General features: G+C 61.2%; 29 protein-coding genes and 2 tRNA genes. 16 read left to right on the top strand and 15 right to left on the bottom strand.

The features are described 5' to 3' along the window. The first annotated feature begins 293 nt into the window (after window positions 1-293). The 3 genes from U1872_RS20080 to U1872_RS20070 are packed head-to-tail and all read left to right on the top strand — an operon-like array spanning window position 294 to window position 1,039. Window positions 294-614, top strand: coding sequence for a conjugal transfer protein TraD (locus U1872_RS20080; RefSeq protein ID WP_332794696.1), 321 nt, complete (start codon window positions 294-296; stop codon window positions 612-614). Window positions 615-633: 19 nt separating this feature from the next. Then, window positions 634-858 (top strand): conjugal transfer protein TraD, encoded by a 225-nt coding sequence (locus U1872_RS20075; RefSeq protein WP_332794695.1) that lies wholly within the window; start codon window positions 634-636, stop codon window positions 856-858. 7 nt (window positions 859-865) lie between these two features. Further along, window positions 866-1,039: a DUF6771 family protein gene (locus U1872_RS20070; protein ID WP_332794694.1), complete on the top strand. Its 174-nt coding sequence runs from the start codon at window positions 866-868 to the stop codon at window positions 1,037-1,039. Here the strand turns inward: U1872_RS20070 and U1872_RS20065 are convergent. The 3 genes from U1872_RS20065 to U1872_RS20055 form a co-directional block, all read right to left on the bottom strand. Continuing rightward, entirely contained in the window at window positions 1,036-1,959 is a 924-nt protein-coding gene (locus U1872_RS20065) for a HEPN domain-containing protein (protein ID WP_332794693.1), read from the bottom strand. The two genes, U1872_RS20070 and U1872_RS20065, sit on opposite strands and share 4 nt — an antisense overlap. Before the next feature lie 70 nt (window positions 1,960-2,029). Then, complete coding sequence (locus tag U1872_RS20060) at window positions 2,030-2,374, bottom strand: sigma-70 region 4 domain-containing protein (RefSeq protein ID WP_332794692.1); 345 nt, start codon at window positions 2,372-2,374, stop codon at window positions 2,030-2,032. Continuing rightward, window positions 2,371-3,288, bottom strand: a complete 918-nt coding sequence (locus tag U1872_RS20055) for an ArdC family protein (RefSeq protein WP_332794691.1) — start codon at window positions 3,286-3,288, stop codon at window positions 2,371-2,373. Before U1872_RS20055 ends, U1872_RS20060 begins: the two co-directional genes overlap by 4 nt. A gap of 710 nt (window positions 3,289-3,998) precedes the next feature. Between U1872_RS20055 and U1872_RS20050 the strand changes: the two genes are divergently transcribed. After that, complete coding sequence (locus tag U1872_RS20050; protein ID WP_332794690.1) at window positions 3,999-4,247, top strand: helix-turn-helix transcriptional regulator; 249 nt, start codon at window positions 3,999-4,001, stop codon at window positions 4,245-4,247. A gap of 85 nt (window positions 4,248-4,332) precedes the next feature. Here U1872_RS20050 and U1872_RS20045 read toward each other — a convergent pair whose 3' ends face one another. Further along, a complete protein-coding gene (locus U1872_RS20045) occupies window positions 4,333-4,560 on the bottom strand; it encodes a hypothetical protein (protein WP_332794689.1) in 228 nt (75 codons plus the stop codon). A 219-nt stretch (window positions 4,561-4,779) separates the two neighbouring features. On the opposite strand from U1872_RS20045, the gene U1872_RS20040 reads away from it, so the two are divergent. The 5 genes from U1872_RS20040 to U1872_RS20020 all read left to right on the top strand — a co-directional run bounded on the left by U1872_RS20040 (window position 4,780) and on the right by U1872_RS20020 (window position 8,056). Continuing rightward, window positions 4,780-5,217 carry an antitoxin Xre-like helix-turn-helix domain-containing protein gene (locus tag U1872_RS20040; RefSeq protein ID WP_332794688.1) on the top strand — a complete coding sequence of 146 codons (438 nt, stop codon included), beginning with the start codon at window positions 4,780-4,782 and terminating at the stop codon, window positions 5,215-5,217. Beyond that, on the top strand, window positions 5,204-5,911 hold the full coding sequence (locus tag U1872_RS20035) for an RES family NAD+ phosphorylase (RefSeq protein WP_332794687.1): 708 nt from the start codon (window positions 5,204-5,206) through the stop codon (window positions 5,909-5,911). Before U1872_RS20040 ends, U1872_RS20035 begins: the two co-directional genes overlap by 14 nt. A 131-nt stretch (window positions 5,912-6,042) precedes the next feature. Then, the gene (locus U1872_RS20030; protein WP_332794686.1) at window positions 6,043-6,177 is read left to right on the top strand and encodes a hypothetical protein; all 135 of its coding nucleotides are present in this window, start codon (window positions 6,043-6,045) and stop codon (window positions 6,175-6,177) included. 180 nt (window positions 6,178-6,357) lie between these two features. Beyond that, window positions 6,358-7,257, top strand: coding sequence for an HNH endonuclease (locus tag U1872_RS20025; RefSeq protein ID WP_332794685.1), 900 nt, complete (start codon window positions 6,358-6,360; stop codon window positions 7,255-7,257). A gap of 199 nt (window positions 7,258-7,456) precedes the next feature. Continuing rightward, a complete protein-coding gene (locus tag U1872_RS20020) occupies window positions 7,457-8,056 on the top strand; it encodes a DUF1003 domain-containing protein (RefSeq protein WP_332794684.1) in 600 nt (199 codons plus the stop codon). A gap of 37 nt (window positions 8,057-8,093) precedes the next feature. Here U1872_RS20020 and U1872_RS20015 read toward each other — a convergent pair whose 3' ends face one another. Next, window positions 8,094-8,252 (bottom strand): hypothetical protein, encoded by a 159-nt coding sequence (locus U1872_RS20015; RefSeq protein ID WP_332794683.1) that lies wholly within the window; start codon window positions 8,250-8,252, stop codon window positions 8,094-8,096. A gap of 518 nt (window positions 8,253-8,770) precedes the next feature. Further along, the gene (locus tag U1872_RS20010) at window positions 8,771-10,042 is read right to left on the bottom strand and encodes a DUF1963 domain-containing protein (protein ID WP_332794682.1); all 1,272 of its coding nucleotides are present in this window, start codon (window positions 10,040-10,042) and stop codon (window positions 8,771-8,773) included. A gap of 1,419 nt (window positions 10,043-11,461) precedes the next feature. On the opposite strand from U1872_RS20010, the gene U1872_RS20005 reads away from it, so the two are divergent. Then, window positions 11,462-12,352, top strand: a complete 891-nt coding sequence (locus tag U1872_RS20005) for an energy transducer TonB (RefSeq protein WP_332794681.1) — start codon at window positions 11,462-11,464, stop codon at window positions 12,350-12,352. Between the two features lie 549 nt (window positions 12,353-12,901). Here U1872_RS20005 and U1872_RS20000 read toward each other — a convergent pair. Continuing rightward, complete coding sequence (locus U1872_RS20000; RefSeq protein WP_332794680.1) at window positions 12,902-13,030, bottom strand: hypothetical protein; 129 nt, start codon at window positions 13,028-13,030, stop codon at window positions 12,902-12,904. Between the two features lie 121 nt (window positions 13,031-13,151). On the opposite strand from U1872_RS20000, the gene U1872_RS19995 reads away from it, so the two are divergent. Further along, window positions 13,152-13,346, top strand: a complete 195-nt coding sequence (locus U1872_RS19995; protein ID WP_332794679.1) for a hypothetical protein — start codon at window positions 13,152-13,154, stop codon at window positions 13,344-13,346. Window positions 13,347-13,800: 454 nt separating this feature from the next. Here U1872_RS19995 and rtcR read toward each other — a convergent pair whose 3' ends face one another. Then, a complete protein-coding gene (gene rtcR / locus U1872_RS19990) occupies window positions 13,801-15,387 on the bottom strand; it encodes an RNA repair transcriptional activator RtcR (RefSeq protein WP_332794678.1) in 1,587 nt (528 codons plus the stop codon). A gap of 257 nt (window positions 15,388-15,644) precedes the next feature. Between rtcR and U1872_RS19985 the strand changes: the two genes are divergently transcribed. The 5 genes from U1872_RS19985 (at window position 15,645) to U1872_RS19965 (ending at window position 21,018) form a co-directional block, all read left to right on the top strand. Then, window positions 15,645-15,722: transfer RNA gene (locus U1872_RS19985), tRNA-Pro, on the top strand. A gap of 13 nt (window positions 15,723-15,735) precedes the next feature. Then, window positions 15,736-16,962 carry an RtcB family protein gene (locus U1872_RS19980; protein WP_332794677.1) on the top strand — a complete coding sequence of 409 codons (1,227 nt, stop codon included), beginning with the start codon at window positions 15,736-15,738 and terminating at the stop codon, window positions 16,960-16,962. Window positions 16,963-16,994: 32 nt separating this feature from the next. Then, entirely contained in the window at window positions 16,995-18,008 is a 1,014-nt protein-coding gene (rtcA, locus tag U1872_RS19975; RefSeq protein ID WP_332794676.1) for an RNA 3'-terminal phosphate cyclase, read from the top strand. Between the two features lie 271 nt (window positions 18,009-18,279). Continuing rightward, window positions 18,280-20,241 carry an AAA family ATPase gene (locus U1872_RS19970; RefSeq protein ID WP_332794675.1) on the top strand — a complete coding sequence of 654 codons (1,962 nt, stop codon included), beginning with the start codon at window positions 18,280-18,282 and terminating at the stop codon, window positions 20,239-20,241. A gap of 78 nt (window positions 20,242-20,319) precedes the next feature. Beyond that, entirely contained in the window at window positions 20,320-21,018 is a 699-nt protein-coding gene (locus U1872_RS19965) for an SUR7/PalI family protein (protein WP_332794674.1), read from the top strand. On the opposite strand, the gene U1872_RS19960 is transcribed toward U1872_RS19965, so the two are convergent. The 7 genes from U1872_RS19960 to U1872_RS19930 all read right to left on the bottom strand — a co-directional run bounded on the left by U1872_RS19960 (window position 21,015) and on the right by U1872_RS19930 (window position 26,753). Then, window positions 21,015-21,833 (bottom strand): heavy metal-binding domain-containing protein, encoded by an 819-nt coding sequence (locus tag U1872_RS19960; protein ID WP_332794673.1) that lies wholly within the window; start codon window positions 21,831-21,833, stop codon window positions 21,015-21,017. The genes U1872_RS19965 and U1872_RS19960 overlap by 4 nt on opposite strands. Then, window positions 21,833-22,777 (bottom strand): heavy metal-binding domain-containing protein, encoded by a 945-nt coding sequence (locus U1872_RS19955; protein WP_332794672.1) that lies wholly within the window; start codon window positions 22,775-22,777, stop codon window positions 21,833-21,835. Before U1872_RS19955 ends, U1872_RS19960 begins: the two co-directional genes overlap by 1 nt. Before the next feature lie 110 nt (window positions 22,778-22,887). Continuing rightward, window positions 22,888-23,352 carry an excisionase family DNA-binding protein gene (locus U1872_RS19950; RefSeq protein WP_332794671.1) on the bottom strand — a complete coding sequence of 155 codons (465 nt, stop codon included), beginning with the start codon at window positions 23,350-23,352 and terminating at the stop codon, window positions 22,888-22,890. A 95-nt stretch (window positions 23,353-23,447) separates the two neighbouring features. Then, complete coding sequence (locus U1872_RS19945) at window positions 23,448-24,368, bottom strand: nucleotidyl transferase AbiEii/AbiGii toxin family protein (RefSeq protein WP_332794670.1); 921 nt, start codon at window positions 24,366-24,368, stop codon at window positions 23,448-23,450. Beyond that, window positions 24,355-25,167 (bottom strand): type IV toxin-antitoxin system AbiEi family antitoxin domain-containing protein, encoded by an 813-nt coding sequence (locus U1872_RS19940; RefSeq protein ID WP_332794669.1) that lies wholly within the window; start codon window positions 25,165-25,167, stop codon window positions 24,355-24,357. Before U1872_RS19940 ends, U1872_RS19945 begins: the two co-directional genes overlap by 14 nt. Window positions 25,168-25,310: 143 nt before the next feature. Beyond that, window positions 25,311-26,528, bottom strand: a complete 1,218-nt coding sequence (locus tag U1872_RS19935) for a tyrosine-type recombinase/integrase (protein WP_332794668.1) — start codon at window positions 26,526-26,528, stop codon at window positions 25,311-25,313. Between the two features lie 149 nt (window positions 26,529-26,677). Then, window positions 26,678-26,753: transfer RNA gene (locus U1872_RS19930), tRNA-Thr, on the bottom strand. Between the last annotated feature and the right edge of the window lie 233 nt (window positions 26,754-26,986).

Here is a 26,986-nt window from a genome sequence, read left to right as displayed (position 1 = left end):
GTCGTGATGGCGATCGAGCCGGTTATCGTAGAGCCGCGAGGCGGAGCGATAGGCCGCAGCAGCGAGCGCATTGGAGCCGCTGCCGCGCGAGATGACCTTTGCCGAGAAATGGTAGATCGCCATGACGACCACCCACTTACACTTCAAAGCGCACGTCGGCACGACGTATAAGCGCGCCCTCAAAATATTTCATCTTTCTCGGGACTGGGCAATCCCAAGAGATTTCAGGATATTGTGCCTGATCGACCGTGACGATAACTGGTTCGTCCTCACCCCGAAAAGGAGGACGAACCATGCGCAAACCCCGTGACTACGACGCGGAACTGAAGTTGCTGAATGACAAGACGCGGCACCTCAAGGAGCAGCGGCTGCGCCAGCTCGGTGAGCTGGTAATTGCCACCAATGCCGATGCCTTGCCGCTCGAACAACTTGCGGGCGCTCTGCTTGGCGCCGCAGAGACGGAAGAGCAGACGACGAAGGAGGGTTGGCGCCGGCGCGGTGCCGCGTTCTTTCAGGTCGCACGCAAAGCTGGCGGCGGCGCTCGCGACACTGCACGCCGCGAGCAGACGGACCGTGGCGGCGCGGCATCGGCTTCAGGCGAGGGCGGCGCGTAATGACAGCCGGGCATGGGCGGTGAAGCGTCGCGAACGAACGCGACAGCTGATCGAGCTGGGGGGCCTCGTTGCCAAGGCTGGTCTGATCGAGCTGACCGATGACGATCGCGCCGTGATCTTCGGGCTACTGCTGGGAGGCGTGGCGATGTTGCAGAGCGAACGGCGCGATGAGATGCTCACGCTCTGGCGACGCCGCGGAAAGCGCGCGTTCGCGCTTGCCGCGGATGCAGACAGGTTCGAATAAGGCGGCGATGAACAACGATTTTCAGGCCGTAATTACCGCCACGATCGCGCGCGCTCCCGAATGGATTCGGCAGGAATTGCTATCGAAGGAAAAGGCCACGCGGCCCCGGGCAGGAGAAGCGCTCGCCGCGATGATCGCGGAAGCGCTACAGCAGAACGACCGCGATACGTCAGAGCGTTAAGCGACGGCCTTCTGTTCGAGCGCCGCGATGCGTTCCGAACAGATCGCGTGAACGACGCAACCCAGTTCGTCGACCTGCTCGCCAAGCCATGAAAGCTCTTCCTCGCTGATCTTATAATGCTTCGAGTAGCGCGCTTTCACATAGGCCTCTCGCAGCTTTTCGAACATCGCCCGCTGCTTGTGATTGTCGCGCGGCCAGATGTGGGTAAGCCGGCGATCGATGCGTTCAGCCTGGGTCCGTAGGAACCCCAAGTTGTGAACGTGTGGCGTGTAGAAGGTACAGACCAGAAGCACGCAATGGTACAAGCGCTCGGTCGATTGGTGCATGAGGAATGCAGCGTCTTTTAAGCGCCCTTCGCGTTGACTGAACCGGGCCGTCTCCAACATCCCGGCAGCGGCCGGAAACCATTCCTCGAAGTACTCGTGCGCCATCACCAGCGCCTGCTCCGGCGTCTTGGGCTTCGGCTCGTGAAGCTCGCTATCCTCGCTCTGATAAAGCGCGATGCCGTCCTTCGCGACGTCCATGAAGAAGTAGCGGCCATGGGCCAGGCCGTCATTCACCTCGCTCAAGGTGTGGACGATGAAATTGACCGGCGTGCGCAGCGTCTTGGTGACCGACAGCTCGCGGATCAGCCGATCGTCGAGCTTCGACCAATATTCGACCCGGTCGGTCAAGCGCTTGTCGTTGACGATGATCAGCAGATCGAAATCGGATTGATAGCCCTTGGCGGTATGGGGCTCGTCGACCCAGCCGCCGCGCGCATAGCTGCCGTAAAGGACGACCTTCTGAATGCGACCCTTCTTCTTCCACGGGTGCGTGGACAGCGCAAAGGCATCCTCGAATTCCTCGAAGATGATCTGCACGACACGCTCCAGCTCGCGCTGCTTGGTCGCCGGCAAATGGTCGAGCTCGGATTTCATCGTGTCTTCTTAGCGTTACGTTAGCGCTGCGCCAATATCACCCGGCATGCGCCGGGCGATGTGCCGGATATCAAGAAAACCACCGTCGCCTTCTCGCATCCCACCAGCGCTGCCAGGACGTGCGGTCGTCACCGTCCAGGAAGCGTGACAGCCGAAGCAGCGCTTTCACCATGTGCCGCTCAACCTGTCGGATGCTCAGCCCGGTTGCCCGCGCGATTTCGGCATAGCTCGAACCGTCCAGGCGATGGGCGAGAAACACCTCGCGCGTCGTGCGCGAGAGCGACAGCATGGCGCGCTCCATCGTCGCCAGTTGCTCGGGATGAACGGGCCCCTGCCACTCGCCCAGGTCCCCATCGGTGGACCGCTCGAAGGCGCGCCGGGCGCGCGCCTTCAGTTCCTCGGGATCGCCGGTCATGCTGCCGACCCCCGGTGGGAAACGTCGGCACCTCCGCCGCGAAAGACGAGCAGGTATTCCGCGGCCTTGCTTGCCGCGCTGGCTGCGCGAAAGATCGCCTTTTCATCCTCGCGGAGCACCGCCAGCCAACTACCAATATAGTCGGCATGCCGCACGGTCGGCTCGATCGACAGCGACGCGCAGGCGAACGCGCTGGCCATCTCCGCGACCAGCTCCTCGCGGGCATAATCACCACTACCAAAGCTGCCGCGCTGCTCGCGATCCAATCGGCTCTTGTGCCCGGTCCAGTGCCCAAGCTCGTGCAACGCCGTACGATACCAGTTGATCGGCTCGCCGAACGCGGCCTGCGCCGGCACCGCCACGAAGTCGCCGCCGGGAGAATAATAGGCCTCCCCGCCCCCAACCCGGAAATCCGCGCCGCTCGCCACGATCAACGCCTGCACCTGCGGCAGCATCTCGACTTCGCCTGGCACGTCCGGCGTTCCGGTCAGCGCCTCCGGCAATCCCTCGCACTGGTCGACGTTGAACACGGTAAAGCGCTTGAGGAACGCAATCTGCCGCGCATCGCGATCCTCATCGCGCGCCTTCGTCTGCTCGTTCTTCGGCGTAAAGCGATCGGCATAGCAAACGGTCGTTCCCCGCTCGCCCTTGCGCACATTCCCGCCCGCGGCCTGCGCCTGCCGGTATGTCAGCCAGCGCTGCGAGGAGTACCGCCCCTCAATCACCGCCGCCCACAGGATCAGCACGTTGATCCCGGAATAGCGCCGCCCGGTCCCTGCATTGTGCGGCATGGTGCAACCGCAGGAAGCTACATCCCACGGCTGAACCCAAGGCAACCGCCCCGCCTCCAGATCGGCGATCACCCGCGATGTCACCTCGGCATAGAGGCTCGCCCGATCACTGTTCCGTTCCATCGACCTTACTCCTTCAAACCACCGCAACCGGCGCCGAAATGGCGGGGGTGGGCGGCAGGAGCGGACCGGCAGTCCCGCTGGAGCGGCGGGCGGCACCCGCAGGGCCGGAATGAAATGGAGGAGCCGGCACAGCCGGCTTGCGACCCGCCGCGGCGGGACTACAGGGAAGCGACGCCCACCCCCGCCAATTCGAAAGCCGGAGGCCAACGCCATCGCGCGGGCGCGATGACCGCAGCACCGCAGCGCCAAGCGCTGCCCAGCGCCCACGGAGCTGCACAAAGACGCACTCTCGAATCCGGCCGACCGGCGCGGCGGCGTGCGCGCGGGCGTGTGGGCCAGCCGCCGCCGCGCCCTCCGGTCGGATCGAGTGTGCCACGCGGAAACAAAGACGCTGCGACCTCTGACGGCTTCGCAGAAGGCCGTCAGTGCGCGCTCAATTGATCCCCGCGTTCCGCTTCTCGCGGCCGTGCCACCGCGTCAGGGATCGTCATCCGCGTGGACCGAGACGCGAATACGACTCGGCGGCGCACATGCACCGTAGAGCCTGGCCGCGCGACCGCGCGGGACGCAATCCCGGTATACCAGCTCAGGACAACCTACGCGCACGCAAGTCTTTGCACGCCACCGTACGCAGCAAGCGATCAGCCTCTTGATCCTTAAAAACCCTCGCTGAATGCTCGCTCGAGAAGCATCAGGAACAGGGCGATGTCATGGCGATCGACAGTTCAGACCGTATCATCCGGTTGAAGGAGGTCCTTCTAAAAACGGGGCTCACCCGCTCGACGCTCTATCGAAAAGTCGCCTCGCGAACCTTTCCAAGGCAGATCGCGATCAGCACCCGCTGCATGGGCTGGCGCCAATCCGATCTGGACGAGTGGCTGCGCAATCCAATGGGCTACGAACAAGCGACGTTTGCGCCTTCGACCAAGGTCGAACGGCCGAAAGATGCGCACCACTGACGTTCTCGCCTCAGCGGCAGTATTGTCAGAAGTCAGTTCCGAACACCGACCACAAACGCTTTGCACGCCGAACGCGGCCGGGTCGTCAGGTTATGTCGTCGAACGGACCAGAAAACGTACTGCGCTCTGTCAGCAGCACCTCCGGCTTCAAATGCGTGAGCACCGAGAAAACGGTATCGAGCGCGCCCCCTCTGCCGTTCTCGAGCTTCAAGATCGTCGCTTGCTTGAGGTTTGCCCACTTTCCCCGCTCCTGCTGGGTAAGCCCCGCTTTCAGTCGTGCATTGCACAGCCTTTTGCTCAAGCTCTTCGGCAATGTTCTAGCCGAACGCATCTAACGGCCCCTCCCCTTCGATACCGATAAGCGCATAAAATTTCAGCATACGAATTTCCGTATGCGCCGCGCGTCAGAGTCCGGACGGTATGGAATTCTGCCACTATGATATTTGAATTTCGGGGGGCGAACCCAGCGGCTCCGCTCGGTATTCTTGACATCGCACCACGTGACGCCTATTTTCGCATCAGGAGACGCGCAATGTCAAACGTGGTTCAGCTGCAACAGCCCCCCGTCCTTCCACCTGGGCTCCAGACTTTCGCTGTCGAGAATGACCGCGCGCGCCTGACCGGTGCGGCGGTTAAAGCCGTCATTCGGCTTGTCGAGACGTGGGATGGCAGCAACGCAGAAGGCGCCGCTCTGTTGGGTGTCTCCGAAAGCACCTGGGACCGGATGAAGGCCGGCAAATGGGACGGCGTGCTCGGCCAGGACCAGTTGACCCGAGCCTCGGCGCTGATCGGCGTATTCAAGGGCCTGCACCTCCTGTTTGCCGACGGCATGGCCGACCGCTGGCCCAAGCTTCCTAATCGTGGACCGGTGTTCGACCGTATGGCCCCGATCCAGGCCATGATCGTAGGCGGGATACCGCGCATGCTCGAGACCCGCCAATATATCGACGCCTTGCGTGGCGGACTTTGACGAAGGCATCCTCGACGGGATCCCGCTCGTCCGAGAAGCCTTTCCGCGCACCATTCGGCTCGTCGCCAGCGCACGCCTCCGCGACGCGGTGATGGCGCCGCTCGTGGACGATGACGACGAACTCGCCCTGCTCGCCGAGATCGAAAGCGCGACCAGCGGGCGGCTGATTGCCCAAGAACGCGGCTATGGTGGCCTTCCCGCCGAAGAGCTGGTCCACGGCGTTCCGCACGCGAAATTCATCAACGCCAGTTTTGCTTACGCGAAGCCGCGCGAGCCGATGCGGTTCAATCCCGCCGAGCGCGGCGCTTGGTATGCGGCACTCGCCGTAGAGACCTGCATCGCCGAGGTGGGATATCACCTGACGAACGCGCTTGCCGACGCAGGGAACTTCAACGCTGTGGTCGAATACGGCGAGATGCTCGCCAGCATGGCAGGTGTGTTCGTTAATCTGGGACGCTTGCCTCGCCACGCCAGTCTCGATCCAGACCCGGCAGTCGGATATCGAGCCGGCAATGCGCTCGCTGCATCAGCGCGCGCGGCCGGCCACAACGGCATCATCTATCCGTCGGTGCGGCACGCCGGAGGCACCTGCATCGCCGCGCTCTGGCCCAACGTCGTGCAATCGGTTGTGCAAGGGGCGATGTATCGCCTCACTTGGTCGGGCGCGCCAGACTATCGGGCGGAACCTCTCTGATACGACGACCTAAGGGCAGCCTCGGATCCCATACTGACGTTCCCCTGATCCGTGTGGGACCGCGTGCGCCGCACCGGTGTCCCTGCATACGCCGGCGCTCGCATCGGACGAGCTAGCGAGATGGCGAGGCGATGCTGCCACTCCAGCCGGCTGCGGTCGTACTGGAATGCGACGGCTTGCGTCAAGCCACGCTGCTTACGCTGGCGCTGAATGAGATTGCCAAGCTGTGCTGGCGATCGAACAATGCGCAGCATGTAGACCTCTGAAATTTCTTACGGCGGCCAGCGCGTAAAGGCGCGATATGCGATCTTCGACATATTAAACGGATATGCTCGACTTCGCATAAACCGCTTTATTCGATTTAGCGCATACGAGAAAACCATCAGCGCGAACCAGTCCATGACGATCGTATCTGGCGACCAGCGAAGCATACGCTATGCAGGCCTATGGCTTTTGGCGTTTTCATCCACCGCACAGACTCAATCTACGATGACAGTCCCGCAGAACGCTATCAATTTCCCGCCCAATATCTTGGCCGGGCACAACCGAGCACCGGCGACTGGATTCTCTATTACGAGCCGCGCAAGGTGCCAAACACGCGCGGGTATTTTGCGGTCGCAAAGGTAGAACGGATCATCCCCGACCCATCCGCACCTGGAATGTACCTGGCTCTGATGGAACCCGGTTCGTATCTGGATTTTGCCAGCCCAGTAGCGTTCGCTGATGCGGATGGACCGATCGAAAGCGGCCTACTGAACGAACACGGGCGGATTTCCGGACGGGCACAATCCGCGGTACGCCCAATCTCCGCGTCCGACTTCAATCGGATCGTGGCCAAAGGCCTCAACGAAGAGGCGCCGTTATTACCCCGGACCGGTGAGGTACCGCCGAGCGATCGGCTTCGGGAGGAACAGCCCCCCTTCCTCTTCGAGCAGGATCGCGCGCGCGTTTCATCGCTAACCTCACGGCTTGTTCGCGACCGCGTTTTCCGCCGTGTCGTGCTGCGCGCCTATGACGAGCGTTGCGCGATCACCGGCCTCAAGCTGATCAACGGTGGGGGCCGTGCTGAAGTCGAGGCAGCCCATATTCGTCCGGTCGAGGCGAATGGGCCCGACATCGTGAGCAACGGGCTCGCGCTGTCCGGGACCGCGCACTGGATGTTCGATCGGGGACTGCTGAGTCTTGCCGACGATCTTCAGATCTTGGTGTCGCGGCAAGCCAACGATCCTGAGAGCATCCGCAGCGTCGTCAATCGAAGCGGCTTCGCGCTGTCGCCCGTAAACATGGCGAACCGGCCACACCCTCACTTCCTCCAGTGGCACCGCGAGCATTGCTTCAAAGTTTAAGCTCGGGTGTCATACGGTCAAGTAGATCGCTGCAGCGTCCCAGACCGTTCAAACTGGAACCGCACGGTACAGTTGCATCTAGTTCGAGGACTCATAACGCAGTCATTCCGCTTCCGCCCAATTGCAGAAATTCGCGAAGCTCCCCCACCACCAAAAAGAAGCCTATGGCAGCACTAGTTCGTGAGATGGGTGTAGCGCTATGAAGTCTGAACCTGACGATTTGGCATGCGCGGATAACGCCCTTGTATCGGAACTCGCCACGCGATTGCTGCATGGCAACTTTGCTACGCTCTCAGCGCGAGAGCAGCGCGTGATTGCGGCCATTGCTCGTCGACAGCCGTCCTCGCGCAGCTTAAATCGCACGGTCGCAGAAACGGACACGTTTGGCGACCACATCGCGGATCGTGTCGCACGCTTTGGAGGCTCCTGGGCGTTCATCCTCATATTCGTCGGCGGACTGATCGCGTGGATCGCCATCAACACCGTCATGCTTGCCCGTTACGGCTCGACCTTCGACGTTTACCCGTTCATTTTCCTCAACCTTATCCTGTCGATGATCGCCGCACTCCAAGCCCCGGTCATTCTCATGTCGCAAAACAGGCAGGCAAATCGCGACCGTGTTTCGGCGGGGCTCGACTATGAGGTAAATCTAAAGGCGGAGCTGGAAATCATGACGCTCCACGAGAAATTAGACGGGATGCGGATCGACCAGCTATGGGAAATGCTCGAGGATCAGCGTGAGAAACTTGACCGCTTGGTCGATCACGTTGGTGTCCCCCCGCCCCCTGGTGCAAGATGATCGACCCATCTGCGAAAAGCCCTAATCCGTCTAGGACCTAGGCGGTTTGGGCTTTCAAAAGGCAGATGCGAGCGGCGTAGCCCTCCGCGATGCCGAGGTGTGCGCGCTGAACGGCGATATCCCCCGGCAGGGCCGCCAGCTCGCGCGACTGTCGTTCGCGCGCCACAAGAAATGCCATATCTTCATGTTCGGCCATGGTCGTGCTCCACGTGCAAGCGGGAGCCAGTCTCTGCCCTCGGTCGCCATCCTGCTCGCGGCATGATCGGTGGCGATAGCGGGCCATACCACGAGAAAGCCCAGCTCGTTAGACCGCGCTTGTGCCAAAAAGGGGACCGACCGCTTCCTACGAGTTTTCCCGTTCCGGTGCGATCGATCAACGCGACCTGCCTTATAGCGGACAGGCTGCTATTGGGCAGTAAAGCGGCCCGGCGGCAGTCGACCACACCCGGACGTTCTGGCTGACGATCCGGGCGCCCAATAACAGCCATTCGTTAAGCGCGATCTTTCCCGTTTCCCCGTCTCTGATTGGCCATTTCGGAAAAGAGCAATTGGGAACAGATTTTGGGAAAGCGAAACCCGCAGGCGTCGGTCAGCGCGATCGAGGCAGCGAGATTTCCGCCAGACATTCGTTTTTGAGAACGCCGGATCATAGCTTTCACACAGCCGTCACTCTCTAAAGAGCATCGATTGTGGGAAGGCGGACTGGCAGTCAGCTCAGTTGGTGATATCAACAGTCACGTTGCTAAAGTTTCCACGACGAAGTGCTTCGCGATCGATTAGCAGCACAAGCGAGTAGCAATCGCCCCAGATAAATCCGGCAATATTACTCGTGTGGATTTCCAGCAATACCTCGTTTGGGCTTTCGGGTCCGTGGGGAGTGTAAATGTGCCCGAGAGGAGCGTGGCCCATCGCAGCGAGACCGTCATGCGTTTCGCTTCGCCACTTAGCTTCAACACGTTCGCGTAGGGCTGTTGGCAAATTGGTACGCGTCGACGTGTAGGCCTTAATCGCATGATTTGTTAGACCCGCTTCGTAAAGAAGCCACCAGGGTCGTAAATCGGAACCTTTGGGCTGCCAATCAAGCAACTTTGTTTCTTCCAATATCAATTCAGCATACCCGTCACCATCAGTGCGGGGATATTTTTTTCGATAGGCATTAAGCTCAGCGAGTTCGCCAATAAAGCTGGCTATCGAGGCCGGGTCCACTTTCCCCCCAGAGCGCATTCGCCCTTCAATTTCGAAAAACCGTACAAAGGTGTCTAACACCTCGGCTCGTTTCCCTTCGAACCATGCAGTGTCGGCAGGACGTAGTTTCTTCATGGCCGGGAAGCGCACGATGTCTCGCGCCAAACGCGTCACTGCTTCTTCGAGTGCCGTACATAGCAGTGAAACGGTTTGGCGATCAAAGGGATGATATGCGGGATCGACCAAGGTGCATTGTTCGGGCGATTCAGTTGCTCGGGGTGCATCAGAATCATGAAGTTCGTTACCCGAACGGGTTTCGACAATTAGCGGCCATTTCAGAAGCGCGAAGGTCGCTGGTTCCTTAAAGTCGAAAATACGAGTCCAATCGGCGTCGTTCGGTATCGGGGCTTTCACTTCAACCAGAGGGCCATCGAAGTGAAGTATCGACGGCTTTAGCGGGCCCTTCGCCGAAAGGAATATGCCTAGCCAACCGGATCGCGGACCTACTCCGCCCCACAAATCTCTTGGTAGCGCGGAAAGATCAATTTGCCCGACGAATAGTAGCTTCTGTCCGCCCTCCTCAGGCCAGACCGTGCCTTGTGGCATGGCGGCATTGCCCCCGAACCATCCGGCTATTGGCCCCACCCCAATGGGAATTTGAGGCTTTAATATTGCAATATTGCGTTGGCTAGAGCGAGCGGCATCCTTCATCCGATCGGTATCGGACTGATAGCCAAGGAAATCGGCGATGAATTTTCCGCCCTCGCCCTCTATGCCCGCACTTTTCTTGCGTCCGAACATGCCCGATCTCTCCCTGCCGATCGAACATACATCCACCCGGTTGAAGATCGATTAAGTCTTTCCCTTATGTTCCGCCGTTATGCCGGCATTCCCGCTGAACCATCCTTTTTGGGAAAGGCCGCAGCTGCCCAATGTCGGCTATCACCGCCCGCCTTCTCCGAAAGCAGCCGGTCCGGTTTCCACCACGTATCGCCGTTCCGCCGCCGCCAGCGCGTGCGTCGTGCCCGAAAGCGGCCCGGCAGCTATCGGGTGGAAAAGCGGACGGTCTCAAATCGACCATTAGCCGACGTTTGTCAGGCCCCCTAACATCGTCGTATAGCTGGTTGCGACGTATGAGAAAGGGGAAAGCAAGTGAGTTACCGCGACCATCCTACCTTCAAGCTGATCGCGGGATCGGTCCTTTGCGCGGTTGGGATTAGCGACATTGCACTCGTTGTAGTGCGGCATTCCGGCAGCCCGCTGCGCGCCTTATTGGGCCTTGCCCTGCTTATATGGGGGGCGTCGCTTCTTTGGCAGAGGTTCGCGAGGCCGAGTTTATAAACCGAACGGTCTCAAATCGACCACTGGTTGCCGTTGCGAATGCTCCATGGCCCGCCGCATTGCGGACATTTGCAGAATCAGTCACGTATGCGCAATGAGGTATGAAGCGACGCGTCGAAGGGTCGGCCGTGAACTGTTTGCAGTCGCAGCTATCGCTTTGCTCTGCGCCGTCTATTTGAGTGTGAATTGGGAAACCCGCGCCCCATCATTCATGGTTGGACGGGTCAGTGGTTTCGGCCTCGTAGAGCAGAAGGGATACGGGCAGATCGGAAGTGTTTTGCGAGCGCGAGTAGAGCTGCCCGGGAATCAAGCCGTATCGATCTCGCTTCCAAATAACTCCACTTGCCGTGTTGGATCGCAAATCCAGGTTGAAGAAGCTCACACCCTCGTTGGTTCGCGCTTCAAAGCTGGAATGCGCGGATGCTCTACGTCTACTTTGAACGCCGACAAACCGTAAGCAGCCAGACCGCTCCCCACCACCTATCGCCGTTCACGTCACCGCTGCTCTGCCGTCCCGCCTGAAAGCCGAACAGCAGCTATCGAGCGGAAAAGCGGACAGTCTCAAATCGCCCACTTTTCGCTGTTCGTGACGGGCCAGACGACTGCCACTTGCGCGCATCGCAATCGCGGGCAGGCGGCGATGCATTGGTCGTTATTTTAGTTCCCAAATGAACCTTTGCTATTGGGGACTGTCGTGTCTGCGCTGCGCCACACTGGCTGCGTTAAAGGCCCAAAAAAAGTCACCAGTGTCAGTTTCTATCACTTGGGAAGAGTGCGACTGAGTTTCGGGCAAGCTCCGAAAAGCCGACGGCGGGTCCAGACCGAACCGCTTGAAACCACATACACATACGCTAGCCTGCCGGTCCTGCCCTTCGAGGAATGATCGTGCCATATCGCTTTGCACCGCTTGCGCTCGCAGCACTCGCTTTCGTTTTGATCAGTCCGGCGGCTGTAGTTGCAGAGACACTTCCGGCTGCTATCGCCCCGACAGCAAGCTGGGCCTTAGCGCCCAGCGACGCCGACTGCACCTTATCACGAAACTATGGTGTGGGTGCGGCCGCAAAAACCTTGGCGTTCCGGCCGGAATGGGGTGGCCTGATCGGGGAAATGCTGCTCGTAACTCCAGCGTCTTCCGACCAGACGTTTCGCCGTGACCCGACTAAGATCTGGGTTGGAACAACGAGCGAGCCGATCGTCGCAGACTCAAAAAGTGGCATTGTCGGAACGCAACGCATCACCGAGATAGTCATCCCCGACCCGTTCGGCCCGACCGCAAAAGCGGGCGATCCGCGATTCCCGGACCCTCCAATCGCTTCGACAATTACCCTTCAAGTCGGCCAAGAAGAGCCAGTCACTTTTGCCATGCCCGGTGCCGCGGCGGGCTTCGCGGCACTCACCAAGTGTCAGGACGCGCTGATGGATAAATTGGGCGTCTTTCCTTATGAGCGCCGACATTACGCGCGGGACGTAGCCGCAGCGGACTCAATCGCTTCTGCACGTGGAAACCCCGGCGAGTGGATTACCGCTGACGACTACCCGGCAGCGGCGCTGGCGGCAAAGCTGCAAGGCGATTCGGTCATTTTCTGGACGATCGGCGAGGATGGCGCGGTTCACGATTGCAGGACACTATATTCAAGTGGCTCGGAGATTCTCGACCAGGCCGCTTGCAGCGCGATTACACGGCGCGGACGCTATACTCCCGCAATCGACAAACAAGGTCGACCAATCGCGATACACGATTCACGGCATGTCGTCTGGCAGTTGCCATAAGTACTACCGTTGATTAACGGCTCGCTCGATCTTCAAGGGATAAACATCAGGGATTCATCGCAGTCGATTGGTTCAGCGAACGGCGGCTAACGCAATACTAGTTCCTTAAAGCTATCGCTAAGCTGGGCCGAGCAAGCCGATCGTGGCGGTTATACCCCATCCTGTTGCCAAAAGCAGTCAGTCCCTTTTCCACCACTTTTTGCCGTTCGAGCACCGGCAGCGCGATCGCCATTCCCGCATGCGGTCCGGCAGCTATCGGGCGGGCAAGCGGGCGGGCCGAAATCGACCACTTGCGGACATTCGCGAAATGGCGCTCATTGCTAACTGAGCCAAGGGCTGGAGCACGTTCGTGACACATTTGCCCTTACGCGATCATCTTCAATGTCTGGCCACGGCCATTACGATGGACGCTATGGCCGCCGTTGCCGTCCCGGATGAGCATCGAGTTCGATATGCTGCCTTGGCTGCTGATTGGCGCGCCCTTGCCGCAATCGATCAGGTTGACGACGGCTTACGCGCAGTTCTTGAACAGATCAGCCTTCAGTATCGTCAATAAACCACCACTTTTTGCCGGTCGATCGCCCCCGCGCGACCGCGCGTGCTGAAAGGCGACAGGCAGCTCTTGGGCGAAAAAGCGGACGGGCAAAAATCGCCCACTTGCGGCCATTCCCGCGCCATGCCTTAATCCTCAAATGCCTGCTAATTGTATTTCAACCTCTGACGACGGAGCGCACTTCAACGAGAGGCTGCGCAAGGTCGTGAAGCATAAGCCGGTGCGGGACAAACCGGAGGCGGCAAGTTGAACGTGGTTGCGGTCGGCATGATCGCCCTTATCGCCCTGTCGCTCATTTATGGATTGGCGTCGGGCAGAATGCCTGCCGGCAAAGCCACGCCGGCGATTAAAAGTGACGATCCTACGAGCTACTGGATGCTGGCGGCCCTTCACATTGCATCAATCATCGGTTTTGCCATTTGGGGCGTCGTTTCTCGGTAGGTTTTTCAAATACGTAATCGCCAAAACTTTAGGGTGGGGCGAACGGCAGCATTCCACCAGGTTGAGACATTCCGGACTGGATCCAGCGCGTTTATTGCCTGAAAGCCGACCGGCAGCTATCGGGCGAGACAGCGTTCGGTCTCAAATCGATTACTTGCAGACATTCAGTTAGCAGGCCAAAATCGGCTATGCGAGGACGACAGCCCGACCGATACGACTACGGCTTCCACGCATCGAATGCACTGCTCTCTTATATATTCCTTGTGTTCGCAACAACGCGGGATTGGTCGTGGCCTGTATCTATCGTCGCGCTCATCATTGTCTCCATCCCGATTGGCTTGCTGCTTGGAAGGCTTAAATATCGGATACAGGCGCGAAGCACGAAGGTCGGCTAACCACACCTTTTTGCCGGTTAGCCCATGCGTAAGCAGACAGCATTTTATGGGTTCACGGCCTAGGATATATCAGCCCACGAGAGATCGAAGCGCGCCAGATATTTGCGCAACCGATCGGCGTCATTGGAAGACGTCCTTCGTGTACGCGAGACCGCGAACAATGCGCGGCCAGCTTCGGAAAGAGACCGGCTCTTCCTACAGGCTTCAAGAACGTGCGCGAGCTGGACGCGGTCGAACGGATCGAGCCGCTCCAACCGCTCGGGTGAAAGGAGCGCTGCGAGGTCATCGCCTGTCTGGTCCCCATGGGCCCAGGGGCGCTTTAACCGTGCAATCTCCGCCTCGACGCCGTCGAGATCGATCCGTCCCTTGGGACTGAACGTCGCCATCCGCGTGACGCTCGAGGCGAGGTCGCGGAAGTTGCCGTGCCATTCGGCATCAACGGCGCAGGCGAACGTGAGGAAGCGATCCCGCGCCTCCTTGTTGAAGGTCACACGCGTGCCCTCGCGTTCGGCAAAGCGGTCGAGTTCATAGTCGAGATTGGGGGCGATATCCTCTCGGCGGTCGCGCAATCCCGGAAGGGTGAAGGTCCACAGATTAAGCCGCGCGTACAGATCATCACGGAACGTGCCTCGTCGGACGCACCCTGCAAGGTCGCGATTGGTGCCAGCGATCAGCTGGAAGTCGCTCGCCGCTTCTTTGTCGGCACCCACAGGCAGGAAGCGCTTGTCTTCGATCGCGCGCAGGATCATCGCCTGTTCGTCGATCCCGAGTTCGCCGATCTCGTCGAGAAACAGCGTGCCGGTATCGGCGGTGCGGAGCAGGCCGGGCCGGTCGGCCGCAGCACCGGTGAACGCCCCCTTCTTGTGCCCGAACAGCGCGGACATAGCGCCGTCACCTTTCAGGGTCGCGCAATTCACCTCGACGAACGGCCCGCGCACCTGGTGCTTGAGGCGCTTGAGTTCGTAGATCCGCCGCGCCAGCTGACTCTTGCCCGCGCCGGTCGGCCCCATCAGCAACACCGGCGCCTTGGAGCGCACCGCAACTTGCTCGATATCGTCGATCATTCGGTTGAAGGCCAAGTTGCGCGTATCGATCCCGGATTTGAGGAACGAGGTACTCTCGGCGGCGACCGCGGCAAAGCGCGTGGCGATGCTGTCATACCGCGACAGATCAAGATCGATGATGTCCCAGCTGCCCGGCGCATTCGACGGAGAGCCGCGCTGCGGTTGCGTCTGGATCAGACGGCCCGGCAAAAAATGCGCTTCGGTCAAAAGGAAGAGGCAGATCTGCGCGACGTGCGTACCCGTCGTGATGTGAACGAGGTAATCTTCTGCATCCGGATCGAACGGATAGGCACGCGCGAAGTCGAGCAGCTTGCCGTAAACTTCCTCGAAATCCCACGCGTTGGTAAAGTCGATCACGTGTCGATCAACCTGCGTCTCGGGCGAGACCGAGGCGATATCCTTGGCGACGGATTCAGCGAGGCAACCATGTGGGGTACCGTGGAGCAACACGAAACGATCGATCCGCAGATCTTCGTGCATGCATAGGCCGACCGAGGGCCGCCACTTATTCCAGCGCGACGCATCGAATTTGCCTGCGTCAAGCGTCGAGCCGAGAAATCCAATTGCAACTATGGGCTTCATGACGATCCCATGAGATAAAGGTCTATCTTAAGCGATACGATGTCGCTGCCGACTCCACAAGACCGCCGAGGTCGACAATCACAAGATGATCAAGGAATTATTATAATTCTCAGTGTCTTATGGTTTTTCCGTTCGAAGCACCGGATAACTGGCACGCTGATTGCGAAGGTTGGCATGTCTCGTTGGTGCTCGAACATGGCTGACGGGACGGCGCGGCAAGGGTGGTCGGAATGGGCCGGCCACCCCGAACCGCCTCTCAGGGCGTAGCTCAGTCTGCGCAGAGCACCGGTTTTGGGAGCCGGGGGTCGCAGGTTCAAATCCTGCCGCCCTGACCAAAGGATAGACGCGATGACCGAAGCCAATTTCGAATTTCAGCCCGTCGAGGGTGGCGTACCGATCAAGATGTGGACCCGCGGCGTCGCTGTGGACGACAAGGCGCGCGCGCAGTTGATACGCGCAGCGCAGATGCCGTTCGTGTTCAAGCACGTCGCGGTGATGCCAGATGTCCATGTCGGCATCGGCGCGACGATCGGCTCGGTCATTCCGACCAAGGGCGCGGTGATCCCGGCGGCGGTCGGGGTTGATATCGGCTGCGGCATGATGGCGGCGCGTACCTCGCTCACCGCGAGCGATCTTCCCGACAATCTGGAAGGCGTCCGCGCCGCGATCGAACGCGCGGTGCCGGTCGGACGGTCGGTCGGTCGCGGCAACCGTGACACCGGCTCATGGGGTGATCCGCCGACGGCGATCGTCGACGCATGGGCGACGCTGGCGACGCGCTTCGGGCAGATCGTCGCGAAATATCCCAAGCTCGCCAAGTCGAACAACCTGGTTCACCTCGGCACGCTCGGCACCGGCAACCACTTCATCGAAGTGTGCCTCGATACCTCCAGCCAAGTGTGGGTGATGCTGCATTCGGGCTCGCGTGGCGTGGGCAACGCGATCGGCACGTTCTTCATCGAATTGGCCAAGCAGGACATGCGCAAGTGGTTTGTCAATCTGCCCGACGAGGACCTCGCCTATTTCCCGGAAGGGACCGAGCATTTCGACGATTATGTCGAGGCGGTCGGCTGGGCGCAGGACTATGCGGCGCTCAACCGGCGGATGATGATGACCAACGTCATCGCCGCGATGCGCCGCGTGATCACCAAGCCGTTCGAGGCGGAGCTGGAGGCGATCAACTGCCATCACAACTACGTCACGCGCGAGAACCATTTCGGCCAGAATGTGCTCGTCACCCGCAAGGGTGCGGTGCGCGCGGCGAAGGGCGTGATGGGGATCATCCCCGGCTCGATGGGCGCCAAGTCGTATCTCGTGCGCGGCCTCGGCAATGCGGAGTCGTTCGACAGCTGCAGCCATGGTGCCGGGCGTGTGATGTCGCGCACCGAGGCAAAGCGCGAAGTCACGGTGGCGGAACATGTCGCCGCGACCGAGGGCGTCGCCTGTCGCAAGGATGAAGGCGTGATCGACGAAAGTCCGCGTGCCTACAAGCCGATCGAAGCCGTGATGGCGGCACAGGCCGATCTCGTCGAGATCGTGCATACGTTGAAGCAGGTGGTGTGCGTGAAGGGGTAGCCCTTCACGCCGCCATCCCAAGAAAGAAGACCATGATCATCATCGATGGATCGGAAGGCGAAGGCGGCGGACAGGTCGTGCGCAACGCGTGCGCGCTGTCGCTCGTCACCGGCCAACCCTTCCAAATCACCAATGCGCGCGGCAAGCGCGAGAAGCCGGGGCTGATGCGTCAGCACGTCACCGCGGTCGAAGCCGCGTGCGCGATCGGCGGCGCGATGTGCGAAGGCCTGAGCGTCGGGTCGTCCGATCTGACGTTCCGCCCTGGCCCGGTGACGCCGGGCGAGTACCGCTTCGCGGTCGGCACCGCTGGATCGACCGGTCTGGTCTTACAGACCGTGCTGATGCCGTTGATTCTCGCCGGCGCGCCCTCCCGGCTCGTGCTCGAAGGCGGCACGCACAACATGCTCGCGCCGCCGTTTGAGTTCATCGCGAAAAGCCTCCTGCCGGTCATCAACCGGATGGGGCCGCGCGTCACTGCGCAGCTGATACGGCACGGCTTTTATCCGCGCGGCGGCGGCCGGATCGAGATCGATATCGAGCCGGCTCAGCTGACCGCGATCAACTGTGTCGATCGCGGCGCGCTGATCGGCCGCTCAGCCACTGCGCTATATGCCGGCCTGCCGCTCGATGTCGCAGAGCGCGAGATCAAGACCATTCGTGGGCTCTTGGATTGGCCTGAGGACGCCTTTTCGATCCGTGAACTGCCCGAAGAGCAAGGCCCCGGCAACATCGTGTTGCTCGAGGCAGCTTACGAACATGTCACCGAAGTGGTGAGCGGCTTTGGTAAGCTCGGCGTTTCGGCCGAGCATGTCGCAAAGACCGCCGCCGCGCGGATGGCTGGCTATCTCGCGTCGGATGCCTTTGCCGGACCGTATCTCGCGGACCAGTTGCTCTTGCCGTTCGCACTCGCGGGCGGCGGCAGCTTCACAACGGTCAAGCCGAGCCAGCACAGCCTGACAGCCAGGGTGATCATCGAGGCGTTTCTCGGCCGGCGGTGTAGCTTCCTGCAGCTGCCAACAGGTACACACCGCGTGGAGATCCGCTAAACCCTCACGTTGCGGAGCGCTCGGTTTTCTCGTAACGGGCGCTCCGCAGTTACTTTTCGCCTGCACATTGGAGACACGCATTGCTGGACCTCGCCGCCTTTTCGGGCGTGGTGTTCGGCGGCACGCACTCCCTGCCCTAGCGCTTTTCCACGCGTTTGCGGCAGGTCGGTAACGCCGCCGCAGCACCCCACCCACGACGATAATTCGTCCCGGATCGAGCCGGCGCTTCCGCGCGTCCGTGTTCGCCCCGGGCGGGGCCGATGGAATAATCATGACCGAATATGAGATCGTCCGGAGCATGTTGCTCCGGACCGGGCGCGGCCTTGCCGCGTCCACACCGATGGCGAACGCCACACTCGAATGGGCAGAACCGCATCGCGCGTGGCTGACTGGGGGCGCAAGCGAGGACGCGCTCGAGTGGCCGACGCTGATTGGCGCGCTCGAGCAAGGACTGCCCGCTGAAGAGCTGCGACCGCATGCGCTTTTGCTTGCTGCTCGGTTGGCAGAACTGCTCATGCTGCCGCCGGTCGACGCGGCGTTGCTCACGCTGCTGGTCGCTTGCGACCGGCTGCCGCGTGTCGCCTCGCTGGCCAAGCTCCTCAGCCAGCATGGCCACGACCTGCCGACGCTGCTCGGGCTGCTGGCGGGTGCCGAACCGCATGAGGCCGATCGCCTCGTGCGGCAGAGCGCCGTGCTCAAGCTCGGCCTCGCCGGCTTCCGCGCGAACCGCCAGGGGGAGGTCGAGGTCGATGTGCGCTGGACGCTCGAACGGCTGCTCGACAGGGCACCCGCGCAAGGCGAAGCGATCATCGACACGCTGGTCGGCGCGCGCCAGCCCACGCGGCTGGTACGCGCGGATTTCGCACACGTCCGCGACGTGGACTTCCTCGTGTCGCTGCTTCGCGGCGCGGTCGCGGAATGCGCGGCCGGGATCAACATCCTGATCCACGGCCCGCCGGGCACCGGCAAGACCGAACTGGCGCGTACGCTCGCCGCTGAAGCGGGGCTCGCGCTCCATGGCGTCGGCGAAGCAGACGAGGATGGCGAAGAACCCAATCGCTGGGATCGTGTCACTGCGCTCCAGCTTGCGCAGCGCGTGTTGTCGCGGCGCACTGGCGCGGTATTGCTGTTCGACGAGATGGAGGATCTAATCGGCGATGCGCGCCCGAGCGGCGGGGGTTTCTTCGCCAAGCGCCAGGGCAGCAAGATCTTCGTCAATCGACTGCTCGAGACCAATCCCGTGCCGGTGCTGTGGACCACCAACGCGATCGACAATGTCGACCCGGCGATCCTGCGCCGGATGAGCTACGTGTTGAAGCTCGACTTGCCCTCGCGCAGCGCCGCGCAGCGCATGCTGTCGCGGATCGTCGAAGAGGAAGGTGTGATGGCGAGCGTCGCGCTCGATCACCTGCTCGACGCCGCGCCCGAAACCGCGACGGTGCTGCGGATCGCAGCGCGATCCGCGCGACTTGCGGGCGAGACCGACGGCGGCGCCCGATCGGCGGAAACGCTGGTACGAGCCCTGCGTGGCAGCGCACTGCCGCCAACGGTCGAACATACGCTCGATCTCGACCTATTCGAGACCGACCTGCCGCTCGGGCCCCTGATCGATCGTCTCGCGGCGACCGATGCGCGCGACGTGTCGCTGCTGCTGACCGGCCCTCCCGGAACGGGCAAGACCGCGCTCGCGCATCATCTTGCGCGGGCGCTCGACCGCCCGCTTGAGATCAAGCGCGCGTCGGACCTGCTGTCGCGCTGGGTCGGCGGCACCGAGGCGGCGATCGCAGCGGCCTTCGCCGAAGCGCGCGAGAGTGGTAGCGTGCTGCTGTTCGACGAGGTCGACTCGCTGTTGTTCGATCGCACCACCGCGACGCACAGCTGGGAGGCGGGCCAGGTCAACGAAATGCTGACCTGGCTCGATCATCATCCGCTCCCGGTGGTCGCCGCTACCAACCATGCGCATCGTCTCGATCCGGCAGCGCTTCGCCGCTTCGTGTTCAAACTCGACCTGCGCCCGCTGGGGCCGACCAAGGCCGCAGCTGCGTTCGAACGCTTCTTCCAAAAAAGCGCGCCGGCAGCGCTGCGCGAGGCGACGGGTCTCACGCCTGGCGATTTCGCGGTGGTCGCGCGGCAGCTGCGACACGTCGAGTCCGTCGATGCGGCTGGGATCGTTGCCCGGCTCAAGTGCGAATGCGATCACAAGGGCACGCGAGAGAGGATCGGCTTTGGATGAACAGCCCCGTCGCAAACGGCCAACCGGGCTCGCTCCGCCGCTTGAGAAGCTCCGATATATAAGGGATATAACCCGCCCATGACCAACCTGCCCTCCTCCCAGGCCGATGCGATGATCCGGCGTGTTTCACCCGAAGGGCGGGCGCTTGCCCAGCGCGAGCGGGAGCGCAAGCAGCGCGCCGCCGCGCGCTTGGCGGGCCGCATGGCATTGGCCGGTCTAATCATCGCGATCGTCGCCACTGTAATCAATTTCGGCATCGCTCCGATCGGGATTGCAGGACTCGTCGTGGCGATCCTGGCCTTCCTCGTCGCCTGCGTCGCGATTGGTCTGCTGTCGCGCGAGCAACCGGTAGCCCTCGCGCAATCCAGGCTGGACGCGCTTCCGGACCATACCGAACGTTGGCTCGAACAGCAGCGCCCACTGCTTCCGCGCGAGACGGTGCCGCTCCTTGATTCCATCGGTCATCGCTTGCGCGACATGGCACCACAGCTGGCTGTTCTCGACGCCAAAGGGCCAGCGGCAGATTCGGTGCGACGCCTGCTTGCCACCGATCTGCCCGCCCTGGTGCGAGGGTATGAAGCCGTACCGGCGAGCCTAAGGTCGCGCGTAGGCGCGAGTGGCGGCAGCGCGGACCTGCAATTGCTCCACGGCCTCGGCGTCATCGACGACGAGATCGGCCGCATGACCGAGCAGCTGGCCCGCAGTGCGTTCGATGAACTCGCAACGCAGGACCGCTTTCTCGAACTCAAATATGACGGCGCCGGCGGCCTCGCCTAGCTGTTGACTGAAAGAACCAGCGTTGGATCGGGGATCTCGGTCGGCGCGTGGCCTTCGATCGGCACGACCGCGGTGCCGATCGCGAAAAACTCGATGACGTGGCTCGACCAGCCATGGCTGCCCTCGTGCAGGTCAGCGCCCACCACGCCTTCGGCCCCCGCCTGCGTCGCCTCGAGCTGCATCCGCTCCATCGCGATTTCGCGCGCCTCGTAGAGTGCGACGCTGAAGTTGGTCAGTTCGACATTTTGCCCGACACTCGACAGCGAGGCGATCGGACCACGTCGTGCGACATGGTAGACGCAGCTGCCCATCACCATTTCAAGCGGGCGATATCCCGCTTGCAGAAGCGTCCAGAAATCCTGCCCCGACAACGCCGACGTAAACGGCGTGCCGCGTGGTCCTTTGAAGCCCTGATGCCCCTTGGCATGGACGATACCCGTGCCGATCGCGACGAATTCGAGGACCTTGCTGTCCCACTCGAGCCGCTTCACTGTTAGCCGCACCCCGACGATTCCGTCGGCACCCATATTGGCGGCCTCCTGACGCATCCGCTCCATCGCCAGCGCACGCGCTTCGTACATTGCGGTGCTGAGCACATCGAGTTCGACGCTGCTCCCCCAGCCCGCCATCTGAAAGCCGAGATGGTAGATGCATGAGCCGACGCACAGTCCCACCGGTTCGAACCCGGCCTTGCGGACCAACAGAAACTCATTGACCGAAAAGTCCGAGGTGAAGACGCCGCCGGGATGCCCTTGGCGGCGCAGTCCGGCAAGGCGCGCGAGCGCATGTTCGGGAATGCCAGTTTGATCCGCCATCAGATTCCGCCCTCTTCGTCCATCACGTCACTTTGATACGCCGAATGCCACGAGCCGCCGGGATTTCGCAGCGGCGACGTAACGTCACGCATGTCGATCACCATCTCGATCGGCAGGGGCATGCCCACGCCCGGTTTGGCATCGACCACGGTGCCGATGACGATATGCCGTCCAAGGTAGGCCGCCGGTTGCTTGTCGCGTTCGCGTCGGATCAGCTGGCCGAAATGCGTATGCGCCAGCACGCCATTGCCCTGCTCGGCGACTTTCGCACGCAAGTCGGCGTGTGCGTCGCGGCGGATACGTTCCCAGAAGTTCGTGAGCGTCATGATTGGAATGCTCTGGAACGACGACAGCTTGGCCGAGATGTCTGACAGCGCCGTCCAGTCGCCGCCGCTCCCATAGGGATTGCCGAGCCAGTCGAAACGCGCGCCGACCGCGATGCCAACTGGTACGATATCGGCCTCGAGCAGCCGCACGAATTCGAGCGCGGGCACCGTCGCAACTACCGGATGCGGGCTCGGGGCCAGGCCTTCAATCTTCACCGCGGTGCCGATCAGCGTGAAATCCATGCTCGCACCGATGCGGTGGCGCAGCGTGCGCATCCGCACGTCGACCACGGCATTGGCGCCCGCCGCCACCGCCTCGCGCTGGATCCGCTCGAGTGCCTCGTGCCAGCCCTGCGCGTGCCCCTCGGTCCAGCTCTGGCCGTAGTGAAACCAGCAGGTCCCGGAAACGGTCGCTACTGGTCGAACCCCGTGCGTTCGGGCGAGAAGAAGCTCGGCTGGGGTCATCGTCGCAACCCAGGCGCCAGACCCTACAGCGGCACCAGCCAGGCGCTCGGTCACGAACTGCGGGAGGCCCCCAGCGTTCAACGCCACCTCCCAGGCCTCGAACCGCTCGGCGTGTTGCGCCGGCGAGAGGGCATCCTGATGCGGAGTCGTCATGCCAAATAGTCAATCATCGCGACAAGAGGTGGCATATCAAACGCTTGAGAGCCAGCCCTGGTGTCATCTACCTTCGCGACCAGCCAGCCACGGCCAGATCTCGGGCACGCTCACAAACCCTGCAGGTACTCAGCGTCCATTTCGGCAAGAGCCGAAAGCGCCTTTCCGCGCTTTTCATCGCGAGCACGCTTGTAAGCGAATAGGTCCTGCGCCTTGATCCGACAATGCCGCCCGACGGTGTCAAACGGGATGTCGCCCTTCTCAAGCAGCGAAATCAAAAATGGACGAGATACGTTCAAAGTGTCTGCTGCCTGTTGCGTCGTGAGCGTCTGACTGACCGGAACAAGTGTGACCGCGTCGCCGTCCCCAACGTGCCGAAGCAATTCCACCAGTAGCCGCGACAAGCCAGCCGTCAGAGCGATCTCGGTTGGCGTTTTCTCATCGTCCAAGATCCTGAGTGTCGCATCACCCGGAGCCTGCGAGGCCAAAATCTGACAAAGCTGATTTGCGGTAGCCTTCTCGCTCGCTGAAGGCAGGCGATTGCCAAGCACCTCGGCAAAGGCTGGCATAGTCATTGGTTTTCTCGGTTGCAGCGGGCCGATCTCCGATATTCACCGCGCTGGTTCCTGTCGATACTCGAATCGGACTAGCCCGCGTCACACGTTTGCTTTCAGTCGGGGTAAAGGACCATCTCCAGACGACTGGCCAAGCCAAGACGCTTCTCCTCAGGAAGCCGGTCCAGATTGCGCATCTTCCATTGTACGGCCGGCAGCTGCGCCGCTTCCTCCATGCCAATTGCGGCCCAGTCCGGAGCTCCCTGTTTAAATCCCAGCAAGAAGCTACGATGGGCATCCGGCATGGCGCCGATCATGGCGGCGATGATAGCCTCCCTGGTCTCGATTAGCGCTTCGAGCGGCACTGCTTCGTCGGTCATGCCTACGAAACCTCGGGCATATTCGTCATCGAGGTTGCGGCGTCTCGGCGCGAGGAGTTCCGCGATCGGACGCGGGTGACTTAGAATGTAGATGAGGAAGGCGGATCGCAAAGCACCATCGATACCTTCGTTCGCGAGAAGATCGCGGACGTCGAACAGGTCGCGCGGGTGCTGACGATCGAGCGCCGCGACGATCTTGCCGGCGTAGAGATCGGCAAACGACGTCACCTGGATTTCGGCAAAGCCGAAGGCTTCTTCGACCCGCGGCGTCACAGCCCGCATTTCGGCGGCGTATACCGCATCGCGCAGAACCGGTGTCACTTCGATCTTGATCTGCAAGCGCTCATGGCGAACCACGAGCTTCGTAATCTTATTATCCGGTTGGAGCCGGCTCGGAGTGACCTTGGCACCCTTGATCCCCGCAGTGATCTGGCCTGCCATCCGCAACATTGCAGCATTGATCGCAAGCAGCGACGAAGTCCGGTCGGTTACGGGCAGGTAGGTCAGATCGATATCGACCGAGAGCCGCGGCAAATCGCGAATGAACAGGTTGATCGCGGTTCCGCCTTTCAATGCGAACTCGGGTTCGCTCGCGACCAAAGGAAGGACGCGAACCAGCAAAGCGACTTGCTGGCGATAGGCATCAAGCAGTGCCAAGCAGATCCTCCGGGACCGTGATATTATAGTCTTTCGACAAGCGACCGCCCGGTACCAGAGCCCGCTTTCCGGCACCCAGATCGAACGCGGTAGGATCGACATGACGGCGCCAAGCGTGGCGGTGGCGATCGGCGAAGAAAAAGAACAGGCGTTTCACTTTCACGCTGCGGCACTGGCCAAGCAGCAGCTTCAATCTGGTTGGGCTCAGATTGACCAGCCCCTCCACGAGCACATCGACTTGATGAAAACTCTCATGATCAGGCAGCTCGTCGAGCAGTTCCAAAAAGGCACGCTCAGGGGACGACATGCGCAATGGCCAAGTCAAACCTTGGGGGCCCATCATGAAATTACCGGGCAGGATGTGCTGCGAAGGCGGCGCCGGTCCGAATAGATCAAGCGGCTCCTCCGGAGACAGCTTTGTTGCATTGTGCCAGACAAATCGCACCTCAAGCTTCAACTTTGCGAGCCAGCCGGGCGGCTTGGCGGGGCCGTAGAGGTGCACTTCGTGCCGCTCGCCGAGGTAATGAGAAAAACCCTGCTCTTCCAGAGCGGTGCGTCCGCCGACAGTGAGCGGATACCCCATGAAGTTCTGCAGCGACATCACAGCTTGTTGCCAGGACAACGGTTCCTGCACACGACGATAGACACGTGGAGCGACTTGAGTGAGCCAGCCCGACTTAACGTATTGGCTACGCAGCGACGATGAGTATCCGTGGCGCTCTAGCCATGCGGCATCAACCAGTACTTGCTCGGGCAAACGCTGCAGCCGATTTAGTTTTCCTGTCAAACGCTCAGCCATACTAAGCATTATATACGATTCATAAACTAATATCCAGTTCACAAATCAACGAAGTCACGCAGTCACGCTGTGCAAAAAGACGTTCTAGCAAACCGCGTGCTGCCGTACCAGGTGAGACAACCGCTAGCAAAGCCGCCGCATCCTTATGCTCGGCTCCGAAATTTGCCCTTTACGACCTCGCCACCGATACGAAGCTGGTCCAGATAATCCGACCACCATTGCGCCATGCGGACACGCTCCGCCCAATGAGCGCCCCGGTGATAAGCGGCCCGTACCCTATCCTTCTCGCCATGCGCGAGAGCGCGCTCGATCGCATCAGGGTGCCAAAGCCCTGATTCGTTGAGCAGCGTACTGGCCATTGCCCGGAAACCGTGGCTGGTCATCTCGTCATTCTCAAAGCCCAGGCGCCGCAGAGCTACGTTCAAGGTATTATCTGACAGCGGCCGCTTCGTCGTGTGGAGCGCCGGGAATAGGTACTCGCTCGTTCGGGCGAGCGACCGCAGGTCCTGAAGAATAAACAGCGACTGGCGAGACAGCGGAACCGCGTGCGGCTGCTTCATCTTCATGCGCTCAGCCGGCACCCGCCAGACCTTCTCGGCGAAGTCGATCTCATCCCACTTGGCCTGGCGCAGCTCGCCAGGGCGCAGAAAGACATGCGGCGCAATCCTCAGAGCATGAAGGGTTTCCGGCCGCCCCTTATACTCCTCGATCGCTCGCAGCAGCTCGCCCACCTTCTTCGGCTCGATGATGGCAGCGTGATGCTTCACCTTCGGGACCGTCAACGCGCCCCGCAGGATATCTGCCGGATTACGCTCGGTCCGCAACGTGGCAAAACCGTAGCGAAAAACGCGACCCGCAAACGAACGAAGTCTGAGTGCCGTCTCGTGATGCCCACGGCGCTCCACCCGCTTGAGCACATCGAGAAGCTCGTGCGGCGTCACCAGCGCAATTGGACGCTTGGCAATGCCAGCCAAGAGCTCGAGGAACCAGCGCGCTTTCTTGGTGGTGGCCGGCGAGCGGCCTTCGCGCTCCATCTTCTGGATATATTCCTCGGCCACCAGGCCGAAGGTGGTCTGTGCCGCCAGTTCGGCTTTCAACCGAGACTGACGCTTCTCCTCGACGGGATCGATCCCGTCCTCCAGCTCTGACTTGGCCTCGTCGCGCTTGCGGCGGGCTTGGGCCAGCGAGACCTCGGGAAAGCTGCCAAGCGAGAGTTTGCGCTCAATCCCCGAGCTTCGGTAGCGAAACCGCCAGAGCAGTGCGCCGGACGGCTGGACCAGAACGTAGAGACCGTCTGAGTCGGACACCTTGAAGGGTCGTTCTGCTGGTTTGAGTGCCTTGATCTGAACCACGGTAAGCATGGGGCCACGCCTTCTGCAAAGTTCGTGGTCCCATGATTCGTGGCCCCTTTTTGCCGGGCCTTAGCGGAACAAAGTGAGAAATCATGGGACCGCCGAGAGGCAATATACCGCAGGTTTCTGCGGTTTTCCAGCATGTTCTCTTTATGTACTGGTGCCGCTTACAGGACTCGAACCTGTGACCCCCGCATTACGAATGCGATGCTCTACCAACTGAGCTAAAGCGGCGTCGCGCGCCGTTCGGATGAACGGTGGCGAGGGCGGGCGATTATCAGCTAGGTTGGGCACTGGCAAGCGTCGCGTTCCGCTAATTTCAGGTACGCCCTCCCCGACCCCGCCGCTCTTGCCCGCGCGCGCAAGCAAAACTCTCGCGCTTTACCCGGCGTTTACCACATACGGTGCACAGGGGTCGCGTGATGGTCGCCCAGGTCGGGTGCGGCCGCCAAGTGAGGCGTTTGCGC

The sequence above is a fragment of the Parasphingomonas frigoris genome, from assembly GCF_036663815.1.
Classification (GTDB): Bacteria; Pseudomonadota; Alphaproteobacteria; order Sphingomonadales; family Sphingomonadaceae; genus Sphingomonas.
This window is presented reverse-complemented; position numbering and strand designations above follow the sequence as displayed.